Source organism: Candidatus Giovannonibacteria bacterium, assembly GCA_016432405.1.
Classification (GTDB): Bacteria; Patescibacteriota; Minisyncoccia; order UBA11713; family 2-01-FULL-45-33; genus MFHE01.
The window spans coordinates 442,905-468,916 of record CP066687.1; the positions used below are offsets into that span (position 1 = coordinate 442,905).

At 46.5% G+C, this 26,012-nt stretch carries 33 protein-coding genes and 4 tRNA genes; 11 read left to right on the top strand and 26 right to left on the bottom strand.

Features of this window, described 5'->3' with window-relative positions:
- The first annotated feature begins 5 nt into the window (after positions 1-5).
- Positions 6-164, top strand: a complete 159-nt coding sequence (rpmG, locus tag HYW15_02675) for a 50S ribosomal protein L33 (GenBank protein ID QQG42393.1) — start codon at positions 6-8, stop codon at positions 162-164.
- 106 nt (positions 165-270) lie between these two features.
- On the opposite strand, the gene HYW15_02680 is transcribed toward rpmG, so the two are convergent.
- A complete protein-coding gene (locus HYW15_02680) occupies positions 271-1,056 on the bottom strand; it encodes a hypothetical protein (protein QQG42394.1) in 786 nt (261 codons plus the stop codon).
- Positions 1,056-1,129: transfer RNA gene (locus HYW15_02685), tRNA-Trp, on the bottom strand. Before HYW15_02685 ends, HYW15_02680 begins: the two co-directional genes overlap by 1 nt.
- A gap of 86 nt (positions 1,130-1,215) precedes the next feature.
- Between HYW15_02685 and HYW15_02690 the strand changes: the two genes are divergently transcribed.
- The 4 genes from HYW15_02690 to HYW15_02705 all read left to right on the top strand — a co-directional run bounded on the left by HYW15_02690 (position 1,216) and on the right by HYW15_02705 (position 4,903).
- Complete coding sequence (locus HYW15_02690) at positions 1,216-2,184, top strand: matrixin family metalloprotease (protein QQG42395.1); 969 nt, start codon at positions 1,216-1,218, stop codon at positions 2,182-2,184.
- A gap of 307 nt (positions 2,185-2,491) precedes the next feature.
- Positions 2,492-3,916 carry a mercury(II) reductase gene (merA, locus tag HYW15_02695; GenBank protein ID QQG42396.1) on the top strand — a complete coding sequence of 475 codons (1,425 nt, stop codon included), beginning with the start codon at positions 2,492-2,494 and terminating at the stop codon, positions 3,914-3,916.
- Positions 3,913-4,335 carry a MerC domain-containing protein gene (locus HYW15_02700; GenBank protein ID QQG42397.1) on the top strand — a complete coding sequence of 141 codons (423 nt, stop codon included), beginning with the start codon at positions 3,913-3,915 and terminating at the stop codon, positions 4,333-4,335. Before merA ends, HYW15_02700 begins: the two co-directional genes overlap by 4 nt.
- Positions 4,328-4,903, top strand: coding sequence for a hypothetical protein (locus tag HYW15_02705; GenBank protein ID QQG42398.1), 576 nt, complete (start codon positions 4,328-4,330; stop codon positions 4,901-4,903). Before HYW15_02700 ends, HYW15_02705 begins: the two co-directional genes overlap by 8 nt.
- Positions 4,904-5,016: 113 nt before the next feature.
- Here the strand turns inward: HYW15_02705 and HYW15_02710 are convergent.
- From HYW15_02710 to HYW15_02720, 3 genes are all read right to left on the bottom strand, one after another.
- Positions 5,017-5,088 (bottom strand) — tRNA-Thr (locus HYW15_02710).
- Positions 5,089-5,103: 15 nt separating this feature from the next.
- Positions 5,104-5,188, bottom strand: a tRNA-Tyr gene (locus tag HYW15_02715).
- 3 nt (positions 5,189-5,191) lie between these two features.
- Positions 5,192-7,873 (bottom strand): AAA family ATPase, encoded by a 2,682-nt coding sequence (locus HYW15_02720; GenBank protein QQG42399.1) that lies wholly within the window; start codon positions 7,871-7,873, stop codon positions 5,192-5,194.
- A 77-nt stretch (positions 7,874-7,950) separates the two neighbouring features.
- On the opposite strand from HYW15_02720, the gene HYW15_02725 reads away from it, so the two are divergent.
- Positions 7,951-8,250 carry a hypothetical protein gene (locus tag HYW15_02725; protein QQG42400.1) on the top strand — a complete coding sequence of 100 codons (300 nt, stop codon included), beginning with the start codon at positions 7,951-7,953 and terminating at the stop codon, positions 8,248-8,250.
- Positions 8,251-8,325: 75 nt separating this feature from the next.
- Here the strand turns inward: HYW15_02725 and HYW15_02730 are convergent, their stop codons facing one another.
- From HYW15_02730 to HYW15_02795, 14 genes are all read right to left on the bottom strand, one after another.
- On the bottom strand, positions 8,326-8,607 hold the full coding sequence (locus HYW15_02730) for a type II toxin-antitoxin system RelE/ParE family toxin (protein ID QQG42401.1): 282 nt from the start codon (positions 8,605-8,607) through the stop codon (positions 8,326-8,328).
- Between the two features lie 237 nt (positions 8,608-8,844).
- On the bottom strand, positions 8,845-9,177 hold the full coding sequence (locus HYW15_02735; protein QQG42402.1) for a hypothetical protein: 333 nt from the start codon (positions 9,175-9,177) through the stop codon (positions 8,845-8,847).
- Positions 9,174-9,509, bottom strand: a complete 336-nt coding sequence (locus HYW15_02740) for a hypothetical protein (protein ID QQG42977.1) — start codon at positions 9,507-9,509, stop codon at positions 9,174-9,176. Before HYW15_02740 ends, HYW15_02735 begins: the two co-directional genes overlap by 4 nt.
- Before the next feature lie 39 nt (positions 9,510-9,548).
- Complete coding sequence (locus HYW15_02745) at positions 9,549-10,799, bottom strand: trypsin-like peptidase domain-containing protein (protein ID QQG42403.1); 1,251 nt, start codon at positions 10,797-10,799, stop codon at positions 9,549-9,551.
- 9 nt (positions 10,800-10,808) lie between these two features.
- Positions 10,809-11,021, bottom strand: a complete 213-nt coding sequence (locus HYW15_02750; protein ID QQG42978.1) for a NifU family protein — start codon at positions 11,019-11,021, stop codon at positions 10,809-10,811.
- 11 nt (positions 11,022-11,032) lie between these two features.
- Positions 11,033-11,635 carry a superoxide dismutase gene (locus HYW15_02755; GenBank protein QQG42404.1) on the bottom strand — a complete coding sequence of 201 codons (603 nt, stop codon included), beginning with the start codon at positions 11,633-11,635 and terminating at the stop codon, positions 11,033-11,035.
- A 10-nt stretch (positions 11,636-11,645) separates the two neighbouring features.
- Entirely contained in the window at positions 11,646-11,873 is a 228-nt protein-coding gene (locus tag HYW15_02760) for a ferredoxin (GenBank protein ID QQG42405.1), read from the bottom strand.
- Complete coding sequence (locus HYW15_02765; protein ID QQG42406.1) at positions 11,866-12,513, bottom strand: iron-sulfur cluster assembly scaffold protein; 648 nt, start codon at positions 12,511-12,513, stop codon at positions 11,866-11,868. The genes HYW15_02760 and HYW15_02765 overlap by 8 nt, the downstream gene beginning before the upstream one ends.
- Positions 12,510-13,844, bottom strand: coding sequence for a cysteine desulfurase (locus tag HYW15_02770; GenBank protein QQG42407.1), 1,335 nt, complete (start codon positions 13,842-13,844; stop codon positions 12,510-12,512). Before HYW15_02770 ends, HYW15_02765 begins: the two co-directional genes overlap by 4 nt.
- Positions 13,845-13,856: 12 nt before the next feature.
- Entirely contained in the window at positions 13,857-14,138 is a 282-nt protein-coding gene (locus tag HYW15_02775; protein ID QQG42408.1) for an Rrf2 family transcriptional regulator, read from the bottom strand.
- Between the two features lie 340 nt (positions 14,139-14,478).
- Complete coding sequence (locus tag HYW15_02780) at positions 14,479-14,748, bottom strand: winged helix-turn-helix transcriptional regulator (protein QQG42409.1); 270 nt, start codon at positions 14,746-14,748, stop codon at positions 14,479-14,481.
- A 75-nt stretch (positions 14,749-14,823) separates the two neighbouring features.
- A complete protein-coding gene (locus HYW15_02785) occupies positions 14,824-16,089 on the bottom strand; it encodes an FAD-dependent oxidoreductase (protein ID QQG42410.1) in 1,266 nt (421 codons plus the stop codon).
- Positions 16,086-16,619 carry an NYN domain-containing protein gene (locus tag HYW15_02790; GenBank protein ID QQG42411.1) on the bottom strand — a complete coding sequence of 178 codons (534 nt, stop codon included), beginning with the start codon at positions 16,617-16,619 and terminating at the stop codon, positions 16,086-16,088. Before HYW15_02790 ends, HYW15_02785 begins: the two co-directional genes overlap by 4 nt.
- 279 nt (positions 16,620-16,898) lie before the next feature.
- On the bottom strand, positions 16,899-18,680 hold the full coding sequence (locus HYW15_02795; GenBank protein QQG42412.1) for a trypsin-like peptidase domain-containing protein: 1,782 nt from the start codon (positions 18,678-18,680) through the stop codon (positions 16,899-16,901).
- 60 nt (positions 18,681-18,740) lie between these two features.
- On the opposite strand from HYW15_02795, the gene HYW15_02800 reads away from it, so the two are divergent.
- Positions 18,741-18,812: transfer RNA gene (locus HYW15_02800), tRNA-Thr, on the top strand.
- Here the strand turns inward: HYW15_02800 and HYW15_02805 are convergent.
- From HYW15_02805 to rpsB, 3 genes are read right to left on the bottom strand one after another with little or no spacing between them, the layout of a single operon-like run.
- Entirely contained in the window at positions 18,812-19,156 is a 345-nt protein-coding gene (locus HYW15_02805) for a hypothetical protein (GenBank protein ID QQG42413.1), read from the bottom strand. The two genes, HYW15_02800 and HYW15_02805, sit on opposite strands and share 1 nt — an antisense overlap.
- A 7-nt stretch (positions 19,157-19,163) precedes the next feature.
- The gene (gene tsf, locus HYW15_02810) at positions 19,164-19,616 is read right to left on the bottom strand and encodes a translation elongation factor Ts (protein ID QQG42414.1); all 453 of its coding nucleotides are present in this window, start codon (positions 19,614-19,616) and stop codon (positions 19,164-19,166) included.
- Positions 19,613-20,335 carry a 30S ribosomal protein S2 gene (gene rpsB, locus HYW15_02815; protein ID QQG42415.1) on the bottom strand — a complete coding sequence of 241 codons (723 nt, stop codon included), beginning with the start codon at positions 20,333-20,335 and terminating at the stop codon, positions 19,613-19,615. The genes tsf and rpsB overlap by 4 nt, the downstream gene beginning before the upstream one ends.
- 63 nt (positions 20,336-20,398) lie before the next feature.
- On the opposite strand from rpsB, the gene rpmE reads away from it, so the two are divergent.
- Together rpmE and HYW15_02825 are read left to right on the top strand one after the other, a co-directional pair.
- Positions 20,399-20,608, top strand: coding sequence for a 50S ribosomal protein L31 (gene rpmE, locus HYW15_02820; protein ID QQG42416.1), 210 nt, complete (start codon positions 20,399-20,401; stop codon positions 20,606-20,608).
- 3 nt (positions 20,609-20,611) lie between these two features.
- A complete protein-coding gene (locus HYW15_02825) occupies positions 20,612-21,580 on the top strand; it encodes a PCRF domain-containing protein (protein QQG42417.1) in 969 nt (322 codons plus the stop codon).
- On the opposite strand, the gene HYW15_02830 is transcribed toward HYW15_02825, so the two are convergent.
- The gene (locus tag HYW15_02830) at positions 21,546-22,985 is read right to left on the bottom strand and encodes a GPI anchored serine-threonine rich family protein (GenBank protein ID QQG42418.1); all 1,440 of its coding nucleotides are present in this window, start codon (positions 22,983-22,985) and stop codon (positions 21,546-21,548) included. The two genes, HYW15_02825 and HYW15_02830, sit on opposite strands and share 35 nt — an antisense overlap.
- A gap of 97 nt (positions 22,986-23,082) precedes the next feature.
- Complete coding sequence (locus tag HYW15_02835; GenBank protein QQG42419.1) at positions 23,083-23,457, bottom strand: hypothetical protein; 375 nt, start codon at positions 23,455-23,457, stop codon at positions 23,083-23,085.
- Positions 23,458-23,513: 56 nt separating this feature from the next.
- Here HYW15_02835 and HYW15_02840 point away from each other — a divergent pair, with 56 nt between their 5' ends.
- Together HYW15_02840 and HYW15_02845 are read left to right on the top strand one after the other, a co-directional pair.
- Positions 23,514-23,681: a hypothetical protein gene (locus HYW15_02840; GenBank protein ID QQG42420.1), complete on the top strand. Its 168-nt coding sequence runs from the start codon at positions 23,514-23,516 to the stop codon at positions 23,679-23,681.
- On the top strand, positions 23,678-23,923 hold the full coding sequence (locus HYW15_02845; protein ID QQG42421.1) for a hypothetical protein: 246 nt from the start codon (positions 23,678-23,680) through the stop codon (positions 23,921-23,923). The genes HYW15_02840 and HYW15_02845 overlap by 4 nt, the downstream gene beginning before the upstream one ends.
- A 77-nt stretch (positions 23,924-24,000) precedes the next feature.
- Here the strand turns inward: HYW15_02845 and HYW15_02850 are convergent, their stop codons facing one another.
- The gene (locus tag HYW15_02850; protein ID QQG42422.1) at positions 24,001-25,338 is read right to left on the bottom strand and encodes a lytic murein transglycosylase; all 1,338 of its coding nucleotides are present in this window, start codon (positions 25,336-25,338) and stop codon (positions 24,001-24,003) included.
- Positions 25,331-26,005: a 50S ribosomal protein L25 gene (locus HYW15_02855; protein ID QQG42423.1), complete on the bottom strand. Its 675-nt coding sequence runs from the start codon at positions 26,003-26,005 to the stop codon at positions 25,331-25,333. The genes HYW15_02850 and HYW15_02855 overlap by 8 nt, the downstream gene beginning before the upstream one ends.
- Positions 26,006-26,012 lie beyond the last annotated feature (7 nt).

Genomic DNA, 26,012 nt, shown 5'->3' on the forward strand with positions numbered 1-26,012 from the left:
CTTCTATGTCTCAAGACAATCTGATAAAATTGCAGTGCCAAAGCTGCAAAAGAATCGGCTATTGGTCAAGCAAAAATAAGAAAACAGTGGAACGCAAAATTGAGCTAAGTAAGTTCTGCAAATGGTGTCGGAAACATACCACACACAAAGAAGGTAAAAAGTAAGCAACCCCGACGCCTAGAAGGGTCGGGGCTCCGACCGAAGCGTCGGAGATGGTGCAGAAAGCATACGGAGCACAAAGAAGGGAAAAAATAAATTGTCTACTTACATCTAGTTCTGTTCGATTAGTAGTACACGAATAGGTATGCCGAGTGTATTGGTAGTTTTATTAAATATTGCCGTCACAAAAACTTTTAGTTGAGAACTCAAACCTTGCCTAGACCAAGCACGGGCATAAGCTACACAATTTGGCTCCAAAACAACATCTTTAAAACCAGGCAAGCTTCCAAATCCCTCAATCAAATCTCTATTAATAGCCAACACACGTCCCTCACGAAGAATAATCACCTTATTACTCCCTTCGTAAGCAATACAAATATTTTCCGTTTGATTTGGGGCATTAGCACCCATTTTAATTTCAAGAGACTTTAATAAACCTAGACCCTTATCAGAAACCAAAAAAGACAACGATCTAGGTTGCCCCCCTCCGATAACTAAGGGGATTGAAGGGAAAATATATACAGAGTAGATAATAATCCAAATTATTAAAAACAAAAATACAAATTCCAACCACAACGATTTAAACATTCGTTCTCCTATTTTTTTAAAAAACAAACCAAAATCATTGGCATGACAATAAATATTGATAAAAAAATAACTCAGAAGCTTTCCTAATACTTTTAAAATAGAGAAAAGAATTATAGTTAGGAAAAAGAAAAAAAATCCAGTTATAATAAATCTTGCTTTAATAATTTCGTCTTCAATAAAACCCAGAGTATAAAGGTAAACATTCCAAATCACGAAACCAAATACTAAAAGTGTTATCGATATGATAGAGAAATAAAGTACCAAGTTTTTACTTTCAAGTATTTTAACTATTAAATTAAAAACTCTCATGGCGGGAGATGAGGGAATCGAACCCCCGATAGCGGTTTTGGAGACCGCAGTTATGCCACTTAACTAATCTCCCATCAAAAAGATTATAACAAAAAATAAGAAACCCGGCTAGAGGCCGGGGATTTTTATTTGATTGAATATCGGTTAAAATTAGTATTTATGAATAAGGCGGTCAAAATTACGCTTTTGATTGCCGCGATCGCGGCTCTTGTTTACGCCTTCCGTGGGCAGATTCAAGAAAAAATCAGCGGAAAAATTGAGCTTCCGCTGGCGAATTTTGAGCTGCCGTTCTCCGCCCCCCTCTCCCCTTGCCAAAAACCGATTGCTTACGGCTTGGGAGCATTTGACGAAAAATTCGGCCTTACCCAAAAAGATTTTTTGGACGCCGTATCCAAATCCGAAGACGTCTGGGAGCGCCCGATGGCGCTGGAGCTTTTTTCTTACAAGCCGGGCGGAGCGCTTAAAATAAATCTCATCTATGACTACCGCCAGGACGCGACTTTGAAACTCCAAAAACTGGGAATCGCGGTTAAAGACACGAAGTCCTCCTACGAAACGGTTAAAGCGCAGTACGAAGCAATGAAAGTTTCTTACGGAACCCTTAAAACGGCGTACGAAAAGCGCTTTGCCGAGTTTGAAGCGCGCCAAGAGGATTACAACGCCGAAGTGGCATCATGGAACCGGCGCGGAGGCGCGCCTAAAGATGTCTACGACCGCCTGACGGCGGAAAAAAACGCGCTTGACCAGGAATTTTCAAAAATAAAAGCGCTGGAAGCAGAGCTCAACGCAAAAGTAGACGACATAAACGCCTTTGTCGTCGTGCTGAATAGATTGGCGCAGACGCTCAACCTCAACGTCGCAAAATACAACGAAATCGGCGGCAGCGCCGGGCGAGAGTTTGAAGAAGGAACCTACCGGAGCGGCTCCGGGGGCGAGCAAATAGACATTTACCAGTTTGACAGCCGGCAAAAATTGGTAAGGGTGCTGGCGCACGAGCTTGGGCACGCGTTGGGGCTGGAGCATCTGGAAAACTCCAAAGCGATAATGTACCGCCTAAACAGCGGGGCAAACGAAACCGCAACCCCCGACGACCTTGCGGCGCTGAAGGCGCTCTGCGAGATAAAATAAAAGGTGGCGGCACATAGCCGCCCGCTTCAGATTCTTTTTACAAACCGGGGCTGATTAAAAATAAGCGGTTTGATCTCGCTCTATGTCTCATAATTGCGCTCCTTCCAACGAACAAATACTAAAACAAGTTTAACGCGCAGCGCCGAGAAAGTCAATTGCTAAAATTGTTGTGTTTTTTATTTTGGTTTGCTATCATTTGAATGTATATGCAAACGAAAGATATTCAGAAAATTAAAAAAAACTGAAAGACCGAAAGGCAATTCTCCGATGCACCAATGCTTAAGGAGCGACTTGTAACCTAAACACTATGAAAAATTTTGACTTAATCATCATCGGCGGCGGAGCGGGCGCGTTTGCCGCCGCTATCCGCGCCAATGAGCTAAAAGCGAAAACGGCGATTGTGAATGCCGGACTGCCGCTCGGCGGCACCTGCGTCAATGTTGGGTGCGTACCGTCAAAGACGCTTCTTTACGCTGGTGAAGTGTTACATCACGCCAAACATCACGGCGTTCCCGGCGTTGAGCTTGAAGTGAAAAATTTTGATTTTCAAAAAGTCGTGCAAGACGAGCTCTCGCTTGTGGAAAAATTGCGTCAAGAGAAATACGAAAAAGTATTAAAAAATTTAGAGCATGTAACCGCCATCGAGGGCAAAGCAAAATTTGTTTCTCAAAACGAGGTAGAGGTGAATGGAGAAAAGTTGAGTGCGGAAAAATTTATTATCGCTGCCGGATCAACAGCAACAGTGCCGCCCATAGAAAATATCCGCGAAGTCGGATTCGTTACGCATATTGAAGCGTTGCGACTTCCGCGCCAGCCGAAAGAGCTAGTTATCATCGGCGCGGGACCGCTTGGCTTAGAGTTTGCCCAGATGTTCGCTCGCTTTGGCACGAAAGTAACTGTTTTACAGCGCGGCGATTCAATTTTACCGCACTCTGAAAAAACTCTCACCGATCGTCTCACCGAAATCCTCTCAAAAGAAGGAATTACTATCAAAACAAATGTTGAGGTAAAAAGCGCCCGCCTGCGCCAAGGCTCCGGCGGGCAAGCGCGCAAAGTATTGACATGCACACAAACCGACCTGTCCGCCGAAACTTCAGTGGAGGCGGATGAAATACTTTTAGCGGCAGGCAAAACGCCCAACACGCAAGGACTCGGTCTCGATGTTGTTGGCGTTGAAATTGATAAACGGCAAGCAATCGTTGTCAATCAAAATTTCCAAACAACCGATAAAAACATTTTTGCAGTCGGCGATGTTACAAACGGCCCCTTGCGGCTTGAGCCGACCGCCGGACGCGAGGGCACGCTTGCGGCAGAAAACGCACTCAAAGGTGCGGCACTTTCGATTGATTACAACGCCGTACCCTACACCATTTTTACCGACCCCCAACTTGCGGGTGTCGGCTTTACCGAAGACGAGCAGATGAAGCAAATGGGCGTTTGTGCCTGCCGCACGGTTTCGTTTGAAAATGTGCCGAAAGCGATTCTAATGCACCGCACCGAGGGAATGATAAAAATGGCAATTCACCCGCAAACAAAACAAATTCTCGGCGTGCATATTCTTGCGCCGAACGCCGGTGAGCTGATCGCCGAAGCGATGATGCTGGTAAAAAACAAAAATACGATTGACGATGTGGTGAATTCTCTCCCGATGTTCCCGACGCTTTCCGAGGCGATAAAGATTGTCGCACTCTCATTTACCAAAGATATTTCCAAATTAAGCTGTTGTATATGAAAAAATTTTTAAATCTTTTTGGAACCGGGGCATCTGGTATTATTGCCGTAGCAGTGTGTCCTTCCTGCATACCCGCTTTAGCTTCACTCGTTACCTCATTGGGGATTTGGCCATTCTTTCAACTGAAATATATGCAGCCATTGGCGATTATTGCCTTTCTTATCGGGCTTTTTGGCCTCATCTATTCTTGGCGGCGACATAAAAACTTCGTTCCTCTTATAATTGGAATCGTCAGCATCTTTTGGCTTTATGTTGCTATATTCATCAAATTTTATACCATTCTTTACTGGCAGGTTTGGTTTCCTACGCTTTTACTAATTTTTTCTTCCGCGATGAATCTCTACTTTGAAAAAACCTGCGCTTCTTGTAAAATATCTGCAGAGGTCGGGAAAAGCAATCAAGAAAAAATCTATGAATAAAAAAGTGCAATTTATAGTCGTTGGACTTTTCCTGCTATTTATCGGGGGCGTTTTTGTCCTTTCTTCAAAAGAAAAGGCTACCCCCTCTAATGTTTTAGTTCCTCAAACCTTGGCTGCAAAATTTGACTACCTTTCCAAAAACGGCAATTCGTCTTGCTCGGCCACATTCAGAGAATCAATTCCGTCAATGCCGGATACTGCTCGTCTTCAAGGTTCATGTTGCAGTCCTATGAGCATGCACCGCTACAACGAACAGATTGAAGGATTGAAAAAATATAGCAACATACCGGAAATTCCTCCTGACCCTTATGATGTTGAGGTCGGCCTCGCAAAAAAGCTGATGGGTTACTACGATATGAAACTCACGCCAGAAGAACAAAAGGTGTATGAATATGCAATGCAAAACTCCGATGAAAAAGGGCCGTGCTGTTGCAAGTGCTGGCGATGGTATGTGTATGGAGGACTGGGAAAACTTCTTATCCAAAAGTACGGTTTTACTGGCGAGCAAGTTACGGAAGTATGGAATTTGTCTGATGGCTGTGGAGGTGCAGACGATCATTTGCATTGATTGAAACTTTGTAAGCCCGCCAAAAAATCGTCAGCCAAGCGAGTGCATGGCGGAAAAGAGGGAGGGTATGGGGGTCACAGCACCAGAGCAAAGCTCGGAAAGTCTAATTCCGGAGCCAACGGCCGGGATTGAACCGGCGACCTACTCCTTACCATGGAGTTGCTCTACCGCTGAGCTACGTTGGCCTAAAAAATAATTTTTGCGCAGGGCAGGATTCGAACCTGCGTAGCCCTTCCGGGCGCGCGGTTTACAGCCGCGTGCGATTGACCACTCCGCCACCTGCGCCTATTACGCAACTATTTTAACCTTTTTCGGCTTTTCTGGCAAAGGTGCAGACAGTTTTTGGGCGGAGATTATAAACTCGCCGTTTTTGAACTCCACCGAAGCTACGTCTCCTTCCTTGATTTCTTTGGAGATAATTTTCTCCGCCAAGGGATTTAAAATCCTGTTTTGAATAAGGCGGCGCAGCGGCCGCGCGCCGTAATTTGGGTCGTAACCCTCTTTGGCCAGCGCGTCCTCGGCGGACTTCTGCACCAAAATCTCAATGCCCCTGCCGCTTACGCGCCGGGCGAGCTTCATAATCTGTATTTTGGCGATTTGCTTCAGCATCTCCGGCGTCAGGGAATTAAATATGATTATCTCGTCCAAGCGGTTTAAAAATTCCGGACGGAAATGGTTCTCCAGCGCGCGCTGGATTTTGGTTTTAAGCTCGTCTCCACGCTTGGCGGCTTTCCTGTCGCTCTCCGAAACAAACCCCAAACTCCCCATCTCGCGGATAAATTCCCCGCCTATATTGGAGGTCATGATTATAACCGTGTTTTTAAAATTTACGTGCCTTCCTTTGGCGTCGGTGAGGGTGCCGTTGTCCAAGATCTGGAGCATTATGTTGAATACCTCCGGATGCGCTTTTTCAATCTCGTCAAAAAGCAAAACGGCGTAAGGCCTGTGGCGGATGGCTTCAGTAAGATGTCCGCTTTCTTCATAGCCGACGTATCCCGGCGGCGAGCCGATGAATTTGGAGACGGCGTGCCGCTCCATGTATTCCGACATATCCACCCGCACCAGCGCTTTTTCATCGTTGAAAAGAAACTCAGCCAAGGCCAGAGCCAGCTCGGTTTTTCCAACCCCCGTCGGCCCCAAAAACATGAATGATCCTATGGGCCGCTTCTCGTCCGCGATGCCGGCGCGCGAGCGGCGGATGGCCTGGGACACTTTTTCAATAACCTCTTCCTGGCCCACAACGCGCTTTTTAAGCTCGCCCTCCATTCTCAAAAGTTTTTTGGCTTCGGATTCAAGCATCCGGCGCACGGGTACGCCCGTCCATTTTGAAACAATGTCGGCAATGTCCTCTTCAATGATTTCTTCGCGCAAAATGCGTTTTGACCCCTGCAGTTTCCGGAGCTTGCCCTCTTCGGCAAACAGCTTTTTTTGGAGTTCCGGAACGCGTCCGTAGCGGATTTCGGCGACTTTCGCCAAATCTCCCTTCCGCTCCGCCGCCTCCGATTCCTGGCGCAAAACGTCCAAATCCTTTTTCAGCTGGCGGATGGAATCTATGGTTTCCTTCTCATGCTTCCAGCGGAGCTCCAGCCCGCCGGTTTTTTCCTTAAGCTCTCCGAGCTGTTTGTGTATTTTTCTCACTTTTTGCTTATTGTCCGCGACATTTTCTTCCTTTTTCAGCGCCTCCTTTTCAATCTCCAGCCGCATCGTTTCCCTCCTGGTTTCCTCCAGTTCGTTCGGCATGCTGTCCATCTGAAGGCGCAAGGAAGAGGCGGCTTCGTCTATAAGGTCAATGGCTTTGTCCGGCAGAAAGCGGTCGGTGATGTAGCGCGCGGAAAGATTTACTGCCGCGGTTATCGCCGCATCGGTAATTTTTATGCCGTGGTGCAGCTCGTACTTGCTTTTGATGCCGCGAAGAATTGAAATCGTGTCCTCGGTTGAGGGCTCCTCCACGTAAACCGGCTGGAAACGTCTGGCCAGCGCCGCGTCCTTTTCTATATATTTCTGGTATTCCTTTAAAGTCGTGGCGCCGATCGCGTGCAGCTCTCCGCGCGCCAAAGCGGGTTTTAACATATTGGACGCGTCCATAGACCCCTCGGCGGCTCCGGCGCCCACAAGCGTATGGAGTTCGTCTATGAATAATATGAATTTGCCGGAGGCGCGCTCCAACTCTTTCATTACCGCCTTTAAACGTTCCTCAAATTCTCCCCTGTATTTCGTCCCGGCCACCAAAGCGCCCAAATCAAGTGAAATCAATTCCCTGTCTTTCAGGCCTTCCGGAACGTCTCCGGAGGCGATGCGCAGAGCCAAGCCCTCAACGATAGCGGTTTTTCCCACGCCGGCCTCGCCTATCAAAACCGGATTGTTTTTCGTCCGGCGGGAAAGCACCTGCATCACCCGCCTGATTTCGCCGTCCCGGCCGATAACCGGGTCAAGCTTGTCTTCGCGCGCGAGACGGGTCAGATTTCTGGCGTATCTTTCAAGCGCGCGGTATTTGTGTTCCGGCTCGGCGTCCGTAACCCTCTGGGTTCCGCGTATGTCGGCAAGCGCCCGCAAAACCATTTCGCGGTTTAAAGAAAATCTGGAAAGCAAATCTTTCGCGCGCGACGGCGCTTCCAAAATACCCAAAAACAGGTGCTCGGTTGAAATGAATTCGTCTTTTAAAAAGATAGCCGACTTGTGGGCTTCTTCCAAAATTCTGGCCAGCTCCGGCGTCAAATAAATCTGGTGCGCCGGGGAAAGCACGCTGGAGCGGATGGGGCTCTCAAGCTCGCCCATCATCAAATCCAAAAGGCCGGCGTGGTCTATTTCCAATTTGTCCAGCAAAGACGGCACGACGCCTTCTTCCTGCAAAATCAGCGCGGCCAAAAGGTGCGAGCCGTCTATCTGGCTGGACCCGCGCTCTATCGCCAGCTCATGCGCCTTTTTCAAGGCCTCCTGCGCCTTTATCGTAAATTGTCCTAATGGAGGCATTGTTTTTTTATTAACTCTATGCTAGCATAAAAATCAGAGTAAATCAAACCTTAAGGAGGTGTACTATGCTACCAGAAGTGAAATGTGAGGTCGCGAAAGAAGAATGCGATTTTGTATGGCTGAATGCAGAGGCATGTGGGCCAGTTGATCCTATGTGTCATTCTAAGTCGTTGGTAATCCTGGCATACGAGCACTATGAGGACCATCGTTGCTTTTCGCATGCGGCATATGATTTAGCAGAGACCCTCTGCAAACAAATCGGTATTCCGAGAACCGACGTACCCACAAAAGCTTTCAAGTCGCTACGTTTCTTTTTCGCGGCGTATATTTTAAAAAAACTTCATCCACTAGCAATAAAAACACCGCGCGCCTCATAATTATTCTCACCACAGGCTTACCAAGTTTGATAAGCCCTTTTTTTATTTTTATCTACGCCATGATACTTTTTATATTTATTTCTTATACAGTCGTTTGTAAATCTCATCGCGATGTTCAACAAAATATAAAACTATCTCTTTCTTCTCATGGTTTACCCAAAAGAAAACACGCCAGTCGCCAACGCGTGTTTTATGAAGGCCAATTAAATCTTTCGGCAGCCCGCCCATTGGCCTTGGTATCAAAGCAGGATTTTCTGCCAGCCGATCGAGTTTTTCTATAACCCGCCTGGAGATATTGTTATCAAGTTTATCAAGGCTCTTATCAAAAGTCGGAAGAGGCCTAAGGTTATATGCCATATCTCGATCTGACTTTCTCCCAATCAAGAAATTGGCCCTTTTTATGTTCATGGCGCGCCTTGCGAGCTTGGGCGATAAAGTTCTTATTTCGGCTCAACATATAATTCTCGAGTTCGTCTTGGGCTCGCTCAAAATGCTCGGTGGCTTTAACTAAGTCATCAAAAACTTTTTTAGGCAATGTTATAGTCGTTCCATTCATATTATAAAATTAGCACGGAAGAATGAGAAAATCAAGTTTTATGCCCCAAGCCGGACGGCGTAAGCGAATTGCAGGAAGTATTTTTCCAAATCCTCAAGCGAACTTTTGTATTCCGCTCCGCCGGAAATTGCATCGCAAAAAACTTCCCTGGCCCGTGCGATTTCCAAAAGTCGGCCGCGCCAGCGCTTGTCTTCAAGCGTCAGGTCAAAAAGCTCAAGCGCCCGCTCCACAGCGCCGTCATACAATTTTTTATCTTTTGCCCGCCAACTTGCAGCACGCGACACCTCGCTGCCGATATTTCCCATCTGCTCCTTAAGCGAGAGCCGCGACCATCCTCCGTTCGCGAGTTCTTTGTGCGTAAATTTCCTCACGGCTTTACCAATCTGCGCACAATCGCCTTAATTTGCTCTCTGATAGCCGGGCTTTCAATCCCGCGAGAACGGTTCCCAAAAGCCGGCTTTATGTTAACCATTGAATCAAACTCAATAAACTCATCGCCGGATTTTTCAGTGTATAAATTTACCCCCCACGTATTTTCGCGGCTTGAACCTTCGCGCTCAACAAGCAAGGCCTCTTCGTCCGCGTGCAATTCGCCGCCAACCGCCATTATTCCTTGTTTAATGTCCACTACCGCTTTTACAAAATTCCCGAACCCAGCTTTGGCGACTGCTTGAAATTCATTTTTGCCTGTTGGCTCTTTAATTATCTTTACATCCATAATTTTAATCCGTAAACAATAAACTCAAAAATTCTTGCGCTCTTCAAGAGTCAGCTCCAGTTTTATTTCGCGTCCGTCGCGCAAAATTTTGATTGTGACTTTATCGCCGACGCTGTGAAGCTGAATAAGCTTGTTCAAAGGATTATCTATATTTACTTTAATCCCGCCGAATTCCAGAATAATGTCGCTCTCCTTTATCCCTGCCTTGGACGCCGGCGAATTTAAAAGCACTGCATCCTCGCCCCCCGCGCCTTGGGTAATCAGCGCGCCATAATCAACGGACAATTTATTTTTCTCCTTAAGCTGGGGCGTAACAAGCACGTATCTCACGCCGACGTACGGATTTACTATCCTGCCTTTTGTCTGGACGTCGCGGAGCGCGCGCTTGATTTGGTTTATGGGAATCGCAAACCCCACATTTTCCGCGTTTTGGGCTTTGGCCGTGTTTAAACCGATCGCCCCGCCTCTTAAATTCAAAAGCGGCCCGCCGGAATTGCCCAGATTGATTGCGGCATCCGTTTGAATCAACTGCGAAAGTTCCTCCGGCCCGGAAAGCGCGCCGGAAGCGATAATTGTCCGGCGGAGCCCGGAGATTACGCCTATGGAAACCGTGTTTTGAAATTCCCCCAGAGCGTTCCCGATGGCTATCGCCGTCTGGCCTATCCGCAAAGATTCGGAATCGCCCAAATCAATGGGGACATACGTTCCGTCCACCTTAAGTACGGCTGCGTCGTTCAAAACGTCGCGCGCCAAAACTTTCGCTTTTAACTTTCTCCCGTCGTTCATGATAACCGAATATTCCGCTTCGGCGTCTTCAACAACATGCCTGTTGGTCAGGATATATCCGTCAGAAGAAACAAAAAATCCGCTGCCGGAGGAAACCTGTCGCCTCTCCGTGCCGCGCTGGCGGTACTGCGGTATCCTGATGTCGCCGAAAAAATCGTCGTTCGGAAACGGATTTATAAAATACTGCTCAATTACCGGTATATCCTTTGCGGCAACAATGCTCACCACCGACGGAGAGACCCTTTGCACGATGTCTTCAATTAAAACATCTCTGGCCATGGCGTTCGCCTCCAGTTCTTTTTTCTCGTCTTTCTTTAAGGGCTCCGGCAAAGAGCCGATGGTTTTTTCAATGACGCGCTGGACGGTCTGGGTGATGGGCTGCGGCGCCTGGTTAAGCAAGGTCACGGCAACAATGCCTGTAACCAAAGCGGTCACGAAGCTTACCAAAAGCACCAAAAGGACAAGCTGCTGTTTAGACATGTCGTTCATAGATTTATTTTAGTCAACTGCCTCCACTTTTTCAACTCCTCTCACCTTTTCTTTAAGCAACGCTTCAATGCCGGTTTTGAGCGTAAGATTTGAAAGCGGGCATCCCTTGCATGTGCCCTGAAATCGCACCGAAACCACACCATTTTCAAAACCGACAAAATCCAAAGACCCCAAATGCAATTTCAGCATCGGCTTTATCTCTTTTTCCAAAATTTCCTTGATTTCCGCCTCCATTATTTTTTCAAAAAAAACAGGCTGTATTCCGAAATTCGCATGTCTACGTATTTCCAGTCAATGTTTTTGAAAAACGCCTCAATGTATGCCTTGCGGCCCGTGGCGTAGTCAATAAAATACGCATGCTCGTAGACGTCCATGATAAGCAGCGCGAGCATGTTCCACGGAGCGCCTTGATTGTGCGAATCGCAAAGGATGTTTTTTAATTTTTTCTCGTCCAAATCATACCCCAAAACAACCCAGCCGCGCGCGCATAGCCCCATCGCCTTAAATTCTTTCTCCCAATTTTCATAAGAGCCGAAATCACGCTCTAACATTTCCCTAATTTTACCGGAGGGAAGATTGCCCGCACTCACCATGTTATCAAAATATCCCTCGTGCAATTTTACGCCGTTTAGCGCGAAAGTTTCCTCCATTTTTAGTTCCCTAAGTTCGGAGTAGGTCGCATTTGCCGACGAGATATCGACGCTTTTTAATTTTTCTTCAATCTCCCCTATTTTTTTGACGTATCCGGCGTAGAGCACGTCGTGGTGCTCACGCAACTGCTTCTCCGAAAGCCCGTCTAACTCGGTGTATTTTAATTTTTTTATTTCTCGTGCCATAAATTTATAATTATTCCGGATAAATTTTGTTTCCATCCTTGTCATAAAGCGAAATCGCGCGCGTGGGGCAGGACTGCGCCGCCAAAAGAATGGTCTCATCGTCCGCGCCTTCTGAATTAACCACATAGGCCTTGTTTTCATTATCCAGCGCGAAGACCCCGGGGGCAATGGCCACGCAGCTTGCCGCACCAATGCAAAGCTCCCGGTCAACATAAATTTTCGCGATTTTTTTATCCATAATATTTATCCTTGTAAAATCTAACCAACTGCTCAACTTCGGTGATGATTTCCGGAGAGCCGATGCCGACTTTCAACTTTTTCTGGACGTCTTCAAGATTTTGCGCGCCCTCCAGAACCGCTTCCTCTATATCTTTGTCCGTGATATTTAACCGCGCGTCAATCACCCGCGCGCCTTCCACGATAATTTTATCATATTGGCCGATTTTTCTGAAATAATCGTTGGCGGTTTTTTGGAACGCCTTGTCCGCCAAAACCGAGCAGTGGATTTTGCGGTTTGGAAGCCCTCCCAATCTTTTCATCACATCCTGCGGGCGGACTTTGAGCGCCTCGTCAATCGGCAAGCCGCCGTTTTCAGTAACCATCACCGAAAACATTGAGGTCGCGGCGATCGCCGAGGCACACCCGAATGTTTTCCATTTTAAATCTTGAACGCGCGCCGTCGCCGGATCAATCTTCATCCACATCTCCATCATATCCCCGCAAGCCGGGCTTCCCACCATCCCATGCGCGTCGTATTCATTTTCATCTTTCGGCCGTTCCCAAAGCAAATTCCTTGGATGAAAAAAATGCTCTTTTACGATATCCGTGTAATACCACTTCTCCCCGGTGTATTGATTGATAACGTCTATGTCTTTCATTTGTAACTTTGCGATTTCGCTTTAACTTTTAAATTTTCTCCCGCGAATGCCTCGGGGTGGCTCATTGATTTGGCGCCGAGTTTAAGATTTAACGGAGAAACCTTGCGGAGCCATTCCACCGCGCTCGGAAGCTCGCTTAAAACATAATCCACCTCCTCTTTTGTTGTCCCGCGGCCCATTGTAAAACGCATAGACGCGTGCGCGAATTCGTAGGGCTTGCCCAAAGCCAAAATAACGTGCGACGGCTCCAGCGACTCCGAAGTGCAAGCCGAGCCGGTTGAAAAAGAAATTCCCTTCGCGTCCAGATAAAGCACCAGCGCCTCGCCTTCAATATCCAAAATGGAAACATTTATATTGTTTGGGAGCCGCTTCGTCGGATGTCCGTTTAAGATAACTTTTGGAACGCGCTTTTGAAGTTCTGCAATAAAATAGTCGCGAAGCGGCGTCAGGCGCGCCGACTCGGCAAACCGCTCGGCTTGAGCAATCTCCAGCGCCTTGGCCAAACCGACAATCAAAGCCACCGGTTCCGTGCCGGAGCGCATCCGCATCTCCTGCCCACCGCCGATAATCTGCGGTTTTATTTTTACTCCCATTTTGCGGTATAAAAATCCAATTCCTTTCGGCCCGTAAATCTTTGAGCCGTTCACCGTCATCAAATCAACACCCAATCCGCCAGCTGGCGGATTCACGTTCAAATCCAAATACCCCGCCGCCTGGCAGGCGTCGGTATGGAAATAGGGATAAGCTGATTTATTTTGTGCCCTAAATTCTCTAATAATATTCCCGATCTCCGCGATCGGCTGGACTGTGCCGATTTCGTTATTGGCGTACATTATGGAAACCAAAATCGTTTCTGGCCGCAAAGAACGTTTGACGTTCTCCGGTTTTACAATCCCGTCTTCACCGACATCCAAAAAGGTTACGTCAAAATTTTCTTTCGCTAATTGCTGGCATGGCTCCAAAACCGCGTGATGCTCAAATTTTGTGGTTATGATGTGTGGTTTTATCGCGCCGCTCGGGAAAAAACCAGGTTTTTTTGCAGATTCAAAACCTGGTTTTGAGGAGAGCGGCGCGGCCCCAAAAGCAACCCCGAAAATCGCGAGATTATCCGACTCGGTCCCGCCGGAGGTAAAAATAATCTCCTCCGGCCGCGCGCCGATTATTCTCGCAATTGTTTCGCGAGATTTTACTAAAGCATTTTTCGCAAGGCGGCCCTCTTCATAAAGCCCCCCGGCGTTGCCGAACTCTTCCGTCCAAAAAGAATTCATCGCTTCCTTAACGCGCTGGTCCGTTGGAGTCGTCGCAGCATGGTCTAAATACACTCTACGCATAATTTTTAATTTTCAATTTCTAATTTTTAATCTAGTAATCGGGCAAATATTGTAAGGCCTTTCAAAAAAATTAATCAGCTCCGAAACCTGCAAATCTTTTTTAATCAATCTATATCCGCCGCCGATGCCCCGGCGCGCCTCAAGCCACCCCGCACGCCGAAGTTCCTGCGCCACCTTTTCCATATAAGCGGTAGGTAAGCCGTGTTCTTTTGCTACGCTTTTCGCGTCCAAATAAGCCCCATCCGCAACTTTCAGGCGCTCAATCAAAATAACCCCGTAATCAAACTTTTTCATAAATCGGACACTTATAGTCCGATTATAATCCACACTAAAAGCCATGCAATATTGACAAACGCTAATTAAAACTATATTCTAAATATTAGAATAAGATTTGTGAAGGAGGGCTCAATCAATGGCTATTGAAGAATTTGGAGATTGGATGACCGATCATATCTTATTGATATCCTTCCTGGGGCTTATAGCATGGATACTGCTAATAGTAGGCGGGATATGGGTGTATCACTCATTCACTTATTTTTTTTAAAGCCGATATTTCGGCGGCGGACCCTAGACGGAGCACCGCCTATTTTTTTACTTGTGATTCTACAATTCGCGCGAATCGTAGAGTAATAGATTAAAATATTCTTCGCAAAATTTCTTTTACTTTCGGGTGGGAACTCAAATCAATTTTGTACCACACTCTCCCATTCTTGCCGGAGCTTTCAAGAAATCCGAGGTTGTCCAGCGAAATTAGGTGCTTTGAAGTCGCTTTCAATGATATCCCAATCTCGTCTTTAATCTCTGAAACCGTCCGTTCCTTGCCGTCAAAAAGAAACTTTAAAATCTTAATCCGGCCTTCATTCCCCAACGCCTTGAAAATCTTAACCCAAGTTTTTATATTCATATTTTTATATGAAACATAGCACTTTATTATCTGTCTACAATTCGCGCGAATCGGCGGCTCAATATATATCCGATCTTAATCGTTCCGCGAGTGGATTTCAAGCCCTTTTCTCCACAAGCCATATGCCCTCTGCCAGCCCAGAAGCCCGGCCCAATAGCGGAGCGCGATAAATTCTTTTAAAAACCATGGCAAAAAGCCGGAAAAACGGACGCCGTAAAGCTCTAAAAGGGCGTATTTGCCCCCCAGTGGGATTATAAAGCCGGGATGATTTACGCGATAGTGAAGAAGCGTTTTCCTGGCAGCCGTCCTTTTTATATTTTCCGCAACGCATTTCGCTTCCCTTAAAGCGACCGAAGCCGTCATAGGCAGCGATTTGCCGGTTGCCTCGTCAACGCAGTAAGTAATATCCCCCACTCCGAAAACGTTTTCGTAAGGCGCGATTCTTAAATTTTTATCAACCGCGACGCAAGAGGCCTTTTCAAATTTCACGCCCTCCAGCGCCTTGACGGATTCGCTGGCTTTGACTCCGGCCGTCCAAACGAGCAAATCGTATGGGACTTTAGGGCATGCCTCGCCGGCAGGCGGGCCGCCACCCAAAATAATTTCTTTTTGCCCGATTTCTTTTATGGCGCTTTTGAACATAAATTTCACGCCGAGTTTTTGGAGCCGCGCTTTGGCTTTTTTTTGAACCCACGGGCTCGCGCTGCCCAAGAGCGCCTCCGCCGCCTCAACAATCAAACATTCCGCGTAGTAGCGCGGCCTGCCGTGGATTTGGGAGAGCTTATCCATGTATCCCATGAGCTCGCCGGCCAGCTCGCAACCGGTGAACCCCCCTCCGCCTATCACGATTTTTATGAGATGGTTCTTCGGCGCCCTGAAAAAAAGCTCGTCAATTGCGTTTCGGAGCGCGAGCGCGTCAAAAAAATTTTTAAGCGGCAGGGCTTTTTCCGTCATTCCGGGGATGCCGAAATAATTCGTCTCGCTGCCCATCGCGAGCACTAAAAAATCATACCGCAATTTTCCGGTTCTTTTTAAATTTACAAAATGTTTTTTAAAATCCGCGCCCAAAAACTCGTCTTCCAGCACGGAAACGTTCAGGTCATCCAAAAAAATATCCTCCAGAGGATAAATGACGGAAGATTTCAGGTCAACAAAATCAATCGGCAGATGGCCGAAAACCTCCGGCAGATGCGCAGTAGCCACCTCGTAAAGATTGGGATAAAAAGTATGGTAGCGGCTTTTGTCCACCAAAGTAACGCGCAGGTTTTTCTCATCTGCCAAAATTTTCGCGATTTTGACCCCCCCAAACCCCCCGCCGATTATCACGACATCGTGGATCATAGAAATTGATTAATATCTTCTTTTGTCAAAAGTCTTCTTATATCCGAATGTGTAATCAAGCCATAAGATGGTTTATGGCTAAACCCGATATATTCAACTTTCTTTTTCATTGAGCGTACTTTAGCTAATGCCGGAATCAAATCGGTATCGGAGCTAACCAAAATTGCGGTATCATAAAGATTTTCGTAAGCTCCAATCAACAAATCAACAGCGATTTGAACATCAACTCCTTTTTCGTGATAACCGTCGGTTTTAAGCATATGACCGAATTTAACTATCCAGCCGTCTCTTTGAAGTATGCCTGTCAATTTTTGCTGCCCAGTCATTAACTCCTTGCTTTTTGGATTATTGTGTTCTTCGCGGATAGCGCCGATGTAATAATTTTTTGACATCAAAAACCTGCGACCGACAAGAAACCGAGTAATTTTTTCATAATCAAAAGATAATAGATTAGTCAACTTTAACTCTTTCAGTCGGTGATAAAAATTATTGCCGTCAATAATTATAAAAATTCTCTCTTTTTCATCCACAAAATCATTTTAACATAAACAAAACCCCGCACCTACAAGTAAGCGCGGGGGTGGTTAATAGTTCTAGAGTAACAAGCCCTCCAAAAAAGTCAATAGGGCATTATCCACACCCTTCATTTTTCCCGCCCGCCGAAAATCTGCTGTTTTGCTCTCAACAACATTCCAACATTCTGCAGAATGTTGGAATGTTGTTTGTTAATAATTCGCACTTAGCAATCGGATTGCTAAGTGACTGGCGTCTTATTTCTAACGCGGCCCGCCGGAAATCTGCAGATTTTCTCAATCAATAACCTGCCAATTATAACTATCCTTTTTAGTTCGGTATAATTTGCATTTATCCAACTCTAAAGCATCGAGACCTAATTGAGCGCATTGGAGTTCTGGATTGAAATCAGATGAAAAAATAGTGCTTCGTTTAATTGTAATTGTGCTACCAAAAGTTGGCAGAAAGTTAGATAATACTTTATCGCTTATTGCTTGGTTTATGTTATCTGTGTATTCATTTACCTCTACCCATACATAATTTTTTGGAAAGGAACGGTATAAATTACAGGCAAATAAATCTTTGTCAGTAAAACCCAACATAGAACAGCTTAATGATGGATTGAGGTCCACTCTAACCTTAACATCTGTACGAATCTGCACTTCACTTCCTACCGGCGGGGCAGGCTGACCTTGATAATCAATTTTATTTTCTCCTTGTTTGAGCTTTGGGATTATACTTTTGATAAAGTTTATTGGTACAGCGAAGTTAAGCCCTACATCTATTTTAATGCCCTGAATTTTGGGCCCTATACCTGCTACGTGTAATCCAATAAGTTTTCCGTGTTCACTAACCCACCCACCTCCACTACTGCCTGGTTGTGTTTTTGCGTCTGTTTGTAAGAAGGTAAAATTATTGCCGGGCTGCTTGCCACCAATTATCCCAGTCGAAAGCACTGCGCTTGGAAGGTCTAGGGGGTGTCCAAATACTAAAACTTTATCACCAATCATTATGTGGTCTGAATCACCAAACACCACAATGGGCAAATTATTTTTACTTATTCGAACCAGCGCCATATCATTAAACTCATCTCTTCCTATAATTTTTCCTATGTGTGTTTCGCCGTTGCTTAAATAAACTTGCACACTGTCAAAACCTTTCACAACATGCGCAGCTGTTAATATCAAACCATCAGATTCAATTGTTACTCCGCTTCCTACGCTCTCTGAATCCGTAGTAAATGTTTTAATCCGTGTTATTGCAGGTATAATCCTATTAGCTATTTCTGTAACAGTGAGTACACCATTTTCTGTTTTGATTTTATCTTCAGATTTTGGAATACTAATAATATTTCCATACCGATCAACAACCACACCAGTAGAAAGAATGAAGTTTCCTGACTCCTGTGAATTTTGCTGAGTTGTTTTTGCCCCCGCAGTTGATTGGCTTTGTATTTTATTCTCCAACTCTTCCCGCTTTTTTCGTTCTTGCAACAACAAATTACGAAGTTCATCTAACTCTTTTTTTGTTAAGTTCACTTCATTCGATCCCATTTCTGACCCGCCGCCTTCAGATTTATTTAACTCGGCGATTTTGTTGAGTGCTTCTTCTTGGCCTTTTTTGCTGGCTTCAAGAGCTTTCGTTATCGCCTCTTTGGCTTCGTCGGGGACTTTAGACAAAACATCAGCCAAAATTTCTTGGTGCTTTGAGGTATTATTCGCGATTAAATTAAGCAAACTTTCGGCTTTGGTTTCGTCTTTAACTTTTTTTGACGCCTCCGCCGCGAGAGCGATGTTTGCTTCATAGCCCGAAATCGCCGTTTTAACCGCGTCTGAATTTTTATCTCCGGCAACCGCCTCGGCTTCGGTGAGCCGCTTTTCGGCGTATTTAAGCGCCTTCTCCGCTTTTTTCTCGGGATTGAAAGTGAAAAAGAGATTTATCTTTTCAAAAGTCGTAACAAAACCGTATAAAAAACTGCCGGGCTTAATTCCGGTGCTTTGGGCGGCCGAAACAGAAAGAGGAGCTACGAAAACAGCCGTTAGAAGCAAAAAGGAAACAACAAAAGAGAGCTTTTTCATTGGCTTAATTATACGCGATTTATTGCTTTTTCGCAATACGCGGTGTAAAATTAAAAAATTGCCGGAGTAGCTCAATGGCAGAGCAACGGTTTTGTAAACCGTAGGTTGGAGGTTCAAATCCTCTCTCCGGCTTAGCGATTTATATCGGCGTTGTCTCCGTGGCCGTCACCGCTCGCGCCGTTCCCGTTTTCGGGGTTTCCGTTCCCATTCCTTTCTTTTATCCCGCGTATTTTGCTGGCCGTGCGGAAAAGCATGCTTTCGGTCTTCAAAACCCAAATTCTCGCTTCCCTAAGGCGCTTTTCCAAAAACGTGAATGACCTTTCGCGCAAGTGCAAATGCCACGCCTCCGCGGCGTCGTCCACAAGCCCCTCCATAAACTCCGCGAAATTAAACGCGGCGAATTCCTCGCGGTTGCGGCGGATAATCGCGATTATCCCGCCGGCGCTCAAAAGAAAAATTATGGAGTAAAAGATCATGTCAATTTTACACCTCGTACCTTGTAAACCGCGCTACTTCTATTTTTTCCCCGAAACGCCCGATGGCGCGCTTGATTAATTCTTCAATGCTTGTGCTCGGGTCTTTGACATAGGGCTGGGCCATAAGCGCAATAACATCCTCCGGAGCCATTCCAGCGATGTGCAGGGCCAAATCATGCGCCAGGGCCTGAAACTCCGCGTTTTTGGCCACAAAATCTGTTTCGCACCGAAGTTCAAGCAAAACCCCCACGCGCCTGTTTACGTGGATATAAGAATCAATAACGCCGGCGCCGGTTTTGCGCTCCGCTTTTTTAAGGGCTACCGCTTCGGAAGATTTTTGGAGCAGCGCTATTGCTTTGTCCGTGTCTCCTTCCGCTTCTTCCAGCGCCTTTTTACAAAGCGCCACGGACGCCCCAGTGAGCTCCCTTAGACGTTTAACTGAATCCGCGGATACGGTCATAATTGTGTTGTTTGTGCTGTTTGTTCTTTCTCCCTGAGGCCCGCCTCGTAAGCCAAGGCAAGGCGGTCCAAAACCAAAGCGATTGCGGCCGAAGAGTTGTCGTTTAATGGTATGGGGTAATTTACGTCCCGGGGGTCGCAATCAACGTTGAGCAAGGCCACAACCGGAATATTTTTTCTTTCGGCTTCCGCCAGAGCAGTTTTTTCCTCGCCCGGGTCAACAATCACCAGCGCCCCAAGGAGGGATTTAAGGGGCCTTAACCCTCCAAACATTCTAGCAAGTTTTTTGATTTCTATCGTCTTCATCATTTTTTCTTTCTTGGAGTATTTTTCAAATTCTCCGGCTTTCTCTTCCGCTTCAAGCTTCACCAGATGCCCCAGCCGGCCCTCAAAGATTTTGAAATTAGTCAATGTCCCGCCAAGCCATCTCTCAAAAACGTAAGGCGATTTTGTTTTTTTGCCGGCGGCCTCAACATGCGCCCTGGCCGGGGCCTTTGTGCCAACCCACAAAACCGTCCCACCGGCTTTGCCCAGCGCCCTTAAAAATTCTTCCGCCTCCTTGAGCTTGGCTTCGGTTTTAACCAAATCAAAAACCTCCACATTGTTTCTGGTCCCGAAAACAAATTCGGACATTTTGGGATGGCGGCGCGATTTCGTATATCCGATGTGCGCACCGGCGACAAAAAGCTGCTCAATTCCGGCATTTTCCGTAATTTCCATAATACGGTTAAGTATACGCGAAAAACGTTGCAAAAGCAAGCGCGGCGTGTTAAAATGACATTTATGAAAACCGATATACATCCGAAATACCACAAAGCAAAAATAGAGTGCGCCTGCGGCGCGGTTTTTTCAGTCGGCTCCGCGAAAGAAAAAATGTCCGTTGAAATCTGTTCAAATTGCCATCCCTTCTACACCGGGAAGGAAAAATTGGTTGACGCAGCCGGCAGAGTGGAAAAATTCAGGGCGAGAGCCGCTAAAAAATCTAAAAAATAACTCATGGACTTCGAACTGCAAAAAAAACTCGATGAAGCCCTTCGAGAATACGATGCCTTGGAGATGGATGTCGCCGAAAGCTTTAAGTGGACCAAAGATAAAGTGGTGAAGTTCGGAGAGCTCTCAAAACTGAAAGTCATGGTTGACGAATACGAAAAAGCGGACGAGGCCGGAAAAAAAGATATTGAAGAAAAACTGAAAGGCATGCTGGGTCTGGCAACCGGCGAAGACGGTAAAGAGAGAAACAAAGCGATTTTGGAAATTCGTGCCGGCGTCGGCGGAGACGAAGCCGCACTTTTTGCGTCCGACCTTTTAAACATGTATAAAAATTATGCCCAAAAACAGGGCTGGTGCTTTTCCGTTTTGGACGAGTCAAAAAATGATTTGGGCGGGCACAAAGAAGCGGTCGCCGAGATAAAAGGCAAAGACGTTTACAGCGCACTGCGCCACGAATCCGGCGTGCATAGAATCCAGCGCGTGCCGGCTACGGAGAAATCCGGCAGAATCCATACCTCAACCGCTTCCGTGGCCGTTTTACCTGCGGCGGAAGAAAAAGAAATAGAAATAAAAGAGTCAGAATTGGAAGTGAGTTTTTCAAGGGCCGGAGGGCCGGGCGGGCAGAATGTGAATAAGGTGGAAACGGCGGTGCGCCTGCTTCACAAGCCGACCGGAATTATAATATCCTCGCGGACGGAACGGTCCCAGCAGGCAAACCGCGAGCGCGCTATGGAGATTCTTCGCGCCAAACTTTTGGATGAAAAATTGAGAAAAGAAGAAGAGATGCTCCGTAAGGAAAGAAAAGAGCAAATCGGCACTGCCGACAGAAGCGAAAAAATCCGCACCTACAATTTTCTGCAGGACCGCGTCACCGACCACCGCCTTAAAAAATCCTGGCACAATATAGAGCGTATTCTGGACGGCGATTTAGACCCGATCGTTAAGGCGTTGGGGAAGTTTCAACAGGAACCATAGGTTCAGCAGGCAAAGCGTCAATGATACTAAACGGCGCATCGCTGTCATCCACAGTGCAGGAATAATCAGCGCACTCAACAAATATAACGTAATTACCAGAGGGGGGTAAAGATTGGCCATTTTTATCGATTAATTCAGCAAGCGGCGCGACTTTCCAGTCAACAAAACCGCTATTCGGGATGTTTTGAAAAATAATTTGTCCGAATCTGGTCGGCTCATCCAAAAGCCAAATGTTCAAATTGGCAGAAGCGGGAACATCAGAAGAAACCCATTTAATGGTATAAGATTCGCCCGATACTAGATTCTCACCGCCATTCGGTGAGAGAATTGTTAAATAAGGATATCCCTTGGGGGGTTCAAGAGGTTCAACAGGAACGGAAGGAGGAACGGTTTTCACAATGTCTATTCTTGCATGGTCATCGACTCGCCAAGGTTTACTCTCAAGATCAACGGCTCTATAACCAAATACATCAATTACATAGTTGCCTTCTGTTAAATCTTGTGGACAATTCTCCCGAACACAAGCGAGCGTGGAGCCAACTACCCATTCAAAAGAATTTGTGCCTTTGGGAAGTTCTGGCGAAATTGACCAGACGCTGACGGTTTGTGCGTCGCCTACATAGCCAGAAATTTCTATCCCATAGGTTACAAGGTCGCCGCTGTCCTCCCATTGAAAAGTTTGTTTCTCGCCCAATGTCCAAGTTTCCCCGCCGACGGGATAAGAAAGGGTAATAAAAGAGGAAGGTAGGATATAAAAAATGCTGTCGCTGTCATCGAAGACATCATTTTGAGGAGCATCTTTATCTACAACCCGGATTGAATAATCCTTGCCGGCCGGAAGCGTATCTGGAATTTTCCACTCAAAAAAACCTTCGTTTTTAATTACATCAGAAATCATCCCTTCCGGTCCAGCATAAGTATCGTCACCCTTGCGAAGTTTTATATAAACCTGCGGAACTTGCTCGGATTCCCATTTGATAGTATAAGTTTCGCCGCCCTTCAACTTCTCACCGCCATTCGGAGTCAAAACTTTTATAAAAGCTTTCGGACGGGGAGTTTCCTCGCTCTTGGCATTTCCTCCACCTCCTCCACCTCCCCCGCCACCACCTCCGCCGAAACCAGCATAAGGAAGAGCAACCATAAAGCTGCCGCTTGCTGGCTCGTCCTTTCCGGTTTTGTTGCGCAAAACATCTTTGAGCGGTTTCGGCTCCGGCGGCCTGAAAGCCGCGGATTCAATGGACTGCGGAGCCGTTACCTTCAGTCCGGAGGGCAGGGTAAATTCTTTCATCACTAAGTCGAAAAACGCGGCTTCGGCAGGCACAACAAAAACCGCGAGCATAATGATTAAAATCGCTGGGAAATACGGGAAATAAAGGCTTTTTTGACTAAAACTCATATTGGCCATATGATAGCAAACTCACCCCAAAATGTCAACAACAAAAAAGAGGGCCTCCTAGATATGCCGGGGGAAGCCCTCATAAATTATGAAACTGGCGCAAAAATCATTTTTCTACTATTACACTAACTTTTATGAAGGTCCCTCCTTTCCCATCTGTCATGAACTTCACCAGATAAGGGACCATCTTCCCACAGCGCCACAATTGCCAGCGCTCGGTCCACCCGCCTGTACGCAAGCCACCACCTGGGAAACGTTTGCCCTTGGGCGGTTCAATGACATCAGCCCAAAGGATTACTCTTTCTTGGCGGCAGCTTGAGTAAGCCGCCATATCTGCCAAGATTAAAATCCGTGTTGCGTCTCTCTGTAATAAAGTATCTGCCACGGAACCAGGCAATGTCCTCGGTGCCTCGCTTTGTGCTATAGAATCATCCCCCACCATTAGCGCCAGCAAGCAAAAAACCCAAACAGCCACTTTCATGGGATTCTCCTTTCTTAAGATCAAATCCCGTTCATTATTTAGGATATTTAGAAATTTTGCAAGGGGCGCTAACGCTGGGCGAATTGCTGGAGAAGATCAATCTGCTCCTGATATTTCTGCAGGACCGCGTCACCGACCACCGCATCAAAAAATCCTGGTACAATATCCAAAATATTATGGCAGGAAACCTTGACATAATTGTTGACGAAATAATCAGTCGTTGATAGAACGCAAGTTTGTCTTTTCCGAAGATGGGCTTTTAGCCCTAGAAAAGCTAGGTGACGAACTTGGTCTAAAAGATAAAGGCGAGGTAATCAACCACGCGCTTGGGGTGTTAAAAAGCACCGTTGCGCAGATAAAAAGTGGGGGGTTGATAATCTACACCAACCCCGATACCTGCGTCGCCAAAACGATAATTTTTGACGAGCTTGAGGCTTTACTACGCAAAGTGCCCACCACTGCTTAAACCGCGGTGGTTTTTATTTTTAGTTCTATAACAAAATCGACCGATCGGTCAGAAATGTTATATCGAATTAATTTTATCTATCTTTGCGCTAGCTCTTGGAGCAAATCAATCTGCTCCTGGTATTTTTTGGCAATGGCCATGACGTCGTCGCCATAGAAGCGGTAGGCCTTTTTATTCCAATTGCTCCCGGCCAGGTATTTCATAGCGGCTGTCCACTCAGCGTTGTAATTTCCCGCTTTGGCGCCGTTGTCTTTTAGAAGCAAAGCCGCGGCCATAAACGCGTCTTTTGGTTCCCATGGCGAGGGCGGATTATTTCCGGTGCGCCTGGCAACGGCGTTTTTATAAAGCTGCCAAGTCGTTGGGATAAACTGCGCCGGACCCATCGCTCCTCCGCAATATCCGTACCACGCTTTTTTTGAAACCGGCATAAGGTCGGGGTCCAAGCCAAGTTCCGAAGTTATCTGTAAAAACGCCTCTCTTTGCTTGGCGCACCTCGCGTGCGATAAATCTATTCTCCAGTTTCCCTTGCCGACGTTTTGCCCAAGATTTGATTCTTCTGTAATCAGCCCCAGAAGAAACGCCGGCCGCACGCCCGTAGCTTTCTCGGCCAAATCGGCGTATTCCAAGGCCTTTTCAAACGGGATGGACGGCGACCCGACCAAAAGGAAAAGCTGGCTCCGGATGCTTGCCGCGTTTTTTTGCTTGTCTTTGAGGACTTTTTGGTATTCGGATTCTTTCCCCTTGGTGTCTTTGAGCAATTTTTGTTTTTCTTTTTCGTTTTTCTCCAAGGCCTTTTTCTGCAATTCCTGCAAAGCCCGCAGTTCCAACTCTTCCCGCTTCTGTTCTTCCAGCTCGTCTCTGACTTTTTCCTCTTCTATTTTTAAACTGCTGAATTTCGCGAAGGCCTGCTGCAAAGACGCCTGCAGATTGTTAATTGACTGCAATTCCCCGAAGAATTCCGATACGTTGTCGTAAATCAAGGCGAGCTCCAAGGCGGAAAAATTATCGTTTTGCCTGACCTTGCGCAAAAATTCCGTAAGCGACTGCCGGGACGCGTTTATCTCGGCGACCAGCTCTTCAATATTTTTTGATTTTTGGTTTATATCTCCGATTAATTTTTGGATGTTTAAAGTTCTGGCTTTGATTTCCAGTTTGGCTTTGGATATTTCGGCGTTCAAAATGTCTATCTCCCGCTTCAGCGAATCCGCTTCCGCCTGTTTGGCCTGAATCAATCCTTGATATTGGTCTATCTGCGTTTCGTACTCGCGGAGCTGCGTTTCCAGCTCCGCGCGGCGCGAATTAACCAGCGCTGGGTCAATCCCGTTAGAGGCGATGCCTCTAACGGGATCAACCTGGGCGTTGGCCAAAGACGCGGCAAGCAAAAAAACGCTTATTAAATTTATCAGATTACTCATTTTTTGGAGCGGCTTTGCCCGCCACGCCTTCTTCGGCTTCGGCTTTGGGCTTCTTGCTCAAAACTTCAATGGACTCCAAAGACGGCTCTGCGGCGGTTTCAGCCGCCTTTGGCTCTTCCTCTGCCCTCGGGGCTTCAACCACGGCAACCGTCTCAGACCGGCTATCCAACAAAGAAACCGCTGCCGGAATTTTTAAATCGCTTATTAAAATGGAATTCCCTATGGTTTTGATGGCGGATATGTCAACGGAGATTGAGTGAGGCAGGTCATTCGGCAAGGCCTCGATTTTAAGAGAGTGCAAGACTTTAACCAAAACTCCCCCGGCTTTCACAGCCTCCGACTCTCCGACGAACTCCAAAGGCACGTCAACACGGATTTTTTTGTGCATATCCACCGCGTAAAAATCAGCGTGAACGGGCGTATCTTTTAAAGGGTCAATGGCAACGTCGTGTATCAGCACGTTTCTTTTATGCCCGCCTAAAACCAGCTCAATAACGGTGGATTCTCCGGCAAACCTCCAAGTCCTGTTGAAATCCGACTCTTTTACCGAAATCGGCTCCGCCGCCTTGCCGCCGCTATAAACCACGGCAGGCAAAAAGCCCTTGCTGCGCAAGATTTTTACTTTTTTACCCAAAATATCCCGCTTTTCGGCAGTTATTGACTGCATAAACTCA

Coding starts and splice junctions, on each gene's coding strand:
- HYW15_02835 (QQG42419.1), bottom strand. CDS start 23,457: ATGAAAGTGGCTGTTTGGGTTTTTTGCTTGCTGGCGCTAATGGTGGGG.
- HYW15_02700 (QQG42397.1), top strand. CDS start 3,913: ATGAAAAAATTTTTAAATCTTTTTGGAACCGGGGCATCTGGTATTATT.
- HYW15_02850 (QQG42422.1), bottom strand. CDS start 25,338: ATGAGTAATCTGATAAATTTAATAAGCGTTTTTTTGCTTGCCGCGTCT.
- HYW15_02690 (QQG42395.1), top strand. CDS start 1,216: ATGAATAAGGCGGTCAAAATTACGCTTTTGATTGCCGCGATCGCGGCT.
- rpmE (QQG42416.1), top strand. CDS start 20,399: ATGAAAACCGATATACATCCGAAATACCACAAAGCAAAAATAGAGTGC.
- HYW15_02730 (QQG42401.1), bottom strand. CDS start 8,607: ATGGCATATAACCTTAGGCCTCTTCCGACTTTTGATAAGAGCCTTGAT.
- HYW15_02785 (QQG42410.1), bottom strand. CDS start 16,089: ATGATCCACGATGTCGTGATAATCGGCGGGGGGTTTGGGGGGGTCAAA.
- HYW15_02825 (QQG42417.1), top strand. CDS start 20,612: ATGGACTTCGAACTGCAAAAAAAACTCGATGAAGCCCTTCGAGAATAC.
- HYW15_02680 (QQG42394.1), bottom strand. CDS start 1,056: ATGAGAGTTTTTAATTTAATAGTTAAAATACTTGAAAGTAAAAACTTG.
- rpmG (QQG42393.1), top strand. CDS start 6: ATGTCTCAAGACAATCTGATAAAATTGCAGTGCCAAAGCTGCAAAAGA.
- HYW15_02765 (QQG42406.1), bottom strand. CDS start 12,513: ATGAAAGACATAGACGTTATCAATCAATACACCGGGGAGAAGTGGTAT.
- HYW15_02705 (QQG42398.1), top strand. CDS start 4,328: ATGAATAAAAAAGTGCAATTTATAGTCGTTGGACTTTTCCTGCTATTT.
- HYW15_02805 (QQG42413.1), bottom strand. CDS start 19,156: ATGATCTTTTACTCCATAATTTTTCTTTTGAGCGCCGGCGGGATAATC.
- HYW15_02855 (QQG42423.1), bottom strand. CDS start 26,005: ATGCAGTCAATAACTGCCGAAAAGCGGGATATTTTGGGTAAAAAAGTA.
- HYW15_02720 (QQG42399.1), bottom strand. CDS start 7,873: ATGCCTCCATTAGGACAATTTACGATAAAGGCGCAGGAGGCCTTGAAA.
- HYW15_02770 (QQG42407.1), bottom strand. CDS start 13,844: ATGCGTAGAGTGTATTTAGACCATGCTGCGACGACTCCAACGGACCAG.
- HYW15_02745 (QQG42403.1), bottom strand. CDS start 10,799: ATGAACGACATGTCTAAACAGCAGCTTGTCCTTTTGGTGCTTTTGGTA.
- rpsB (QQG42415.1), bottom strand. CDS start 20,335: ATGGAAATTACGGAAAATGCCGGAATTGAGCAGCTTTTTGTCGCCGGT.
- HYW15_02795 (QQG42412.1), bottom strand. CDS start 18,680: ATGAAAAAGCTCTCTTTTGTTGTTTCCTTTTTGCTTCTAACGGCTGTT.
- HYW15_02755 (QQG42404.1), bottom strand. CDS start 11,635: ATGGCACGAGAAATAAAAAAATTAAAATACACCGAGTTAGACGGGCTT.
- HYW15_02830 (QQG42418.1), bottom strand. CDS start 22,985: ATGGCCAATATGAGTTTTAGTCAAAAAAGCCTTTATTTCCCGTATTTC.
- HYW15_02780 (QQG42409.1), bottom strand. CDS start 14,748: ATGAATATAAAAACTTGGGTTAAGATTTTCAAGGCGTTGGGGAATGAA.
- HYW15_02760 (QQG42405.1), bottom strand. CDS start 11,873: ATGGATAAAAAAATCGCGAAAATTTATGTTGACCGGGAGCTTTGCATT.
- HYW15_02775 (QQG42408.1), bottom strand. CDS start 14,138: ATGAAAAAGTTTGATTACGGGGTTATTTTGATTGAGCGCCTGAAAGTT.
- merA (QQG42396.1), top strand. CDS start 2,492: ATGAAAAATTTTGACTTAATCATCATCGGCGGCGGAGCGGGCGCGTTT.
- tsf (QQG42414.1), bottom strand. CDS start 19,616: ATGACCGTATCCGCGGATTCAGTTAAACGTCTAAGGGAGCTCACTGGG.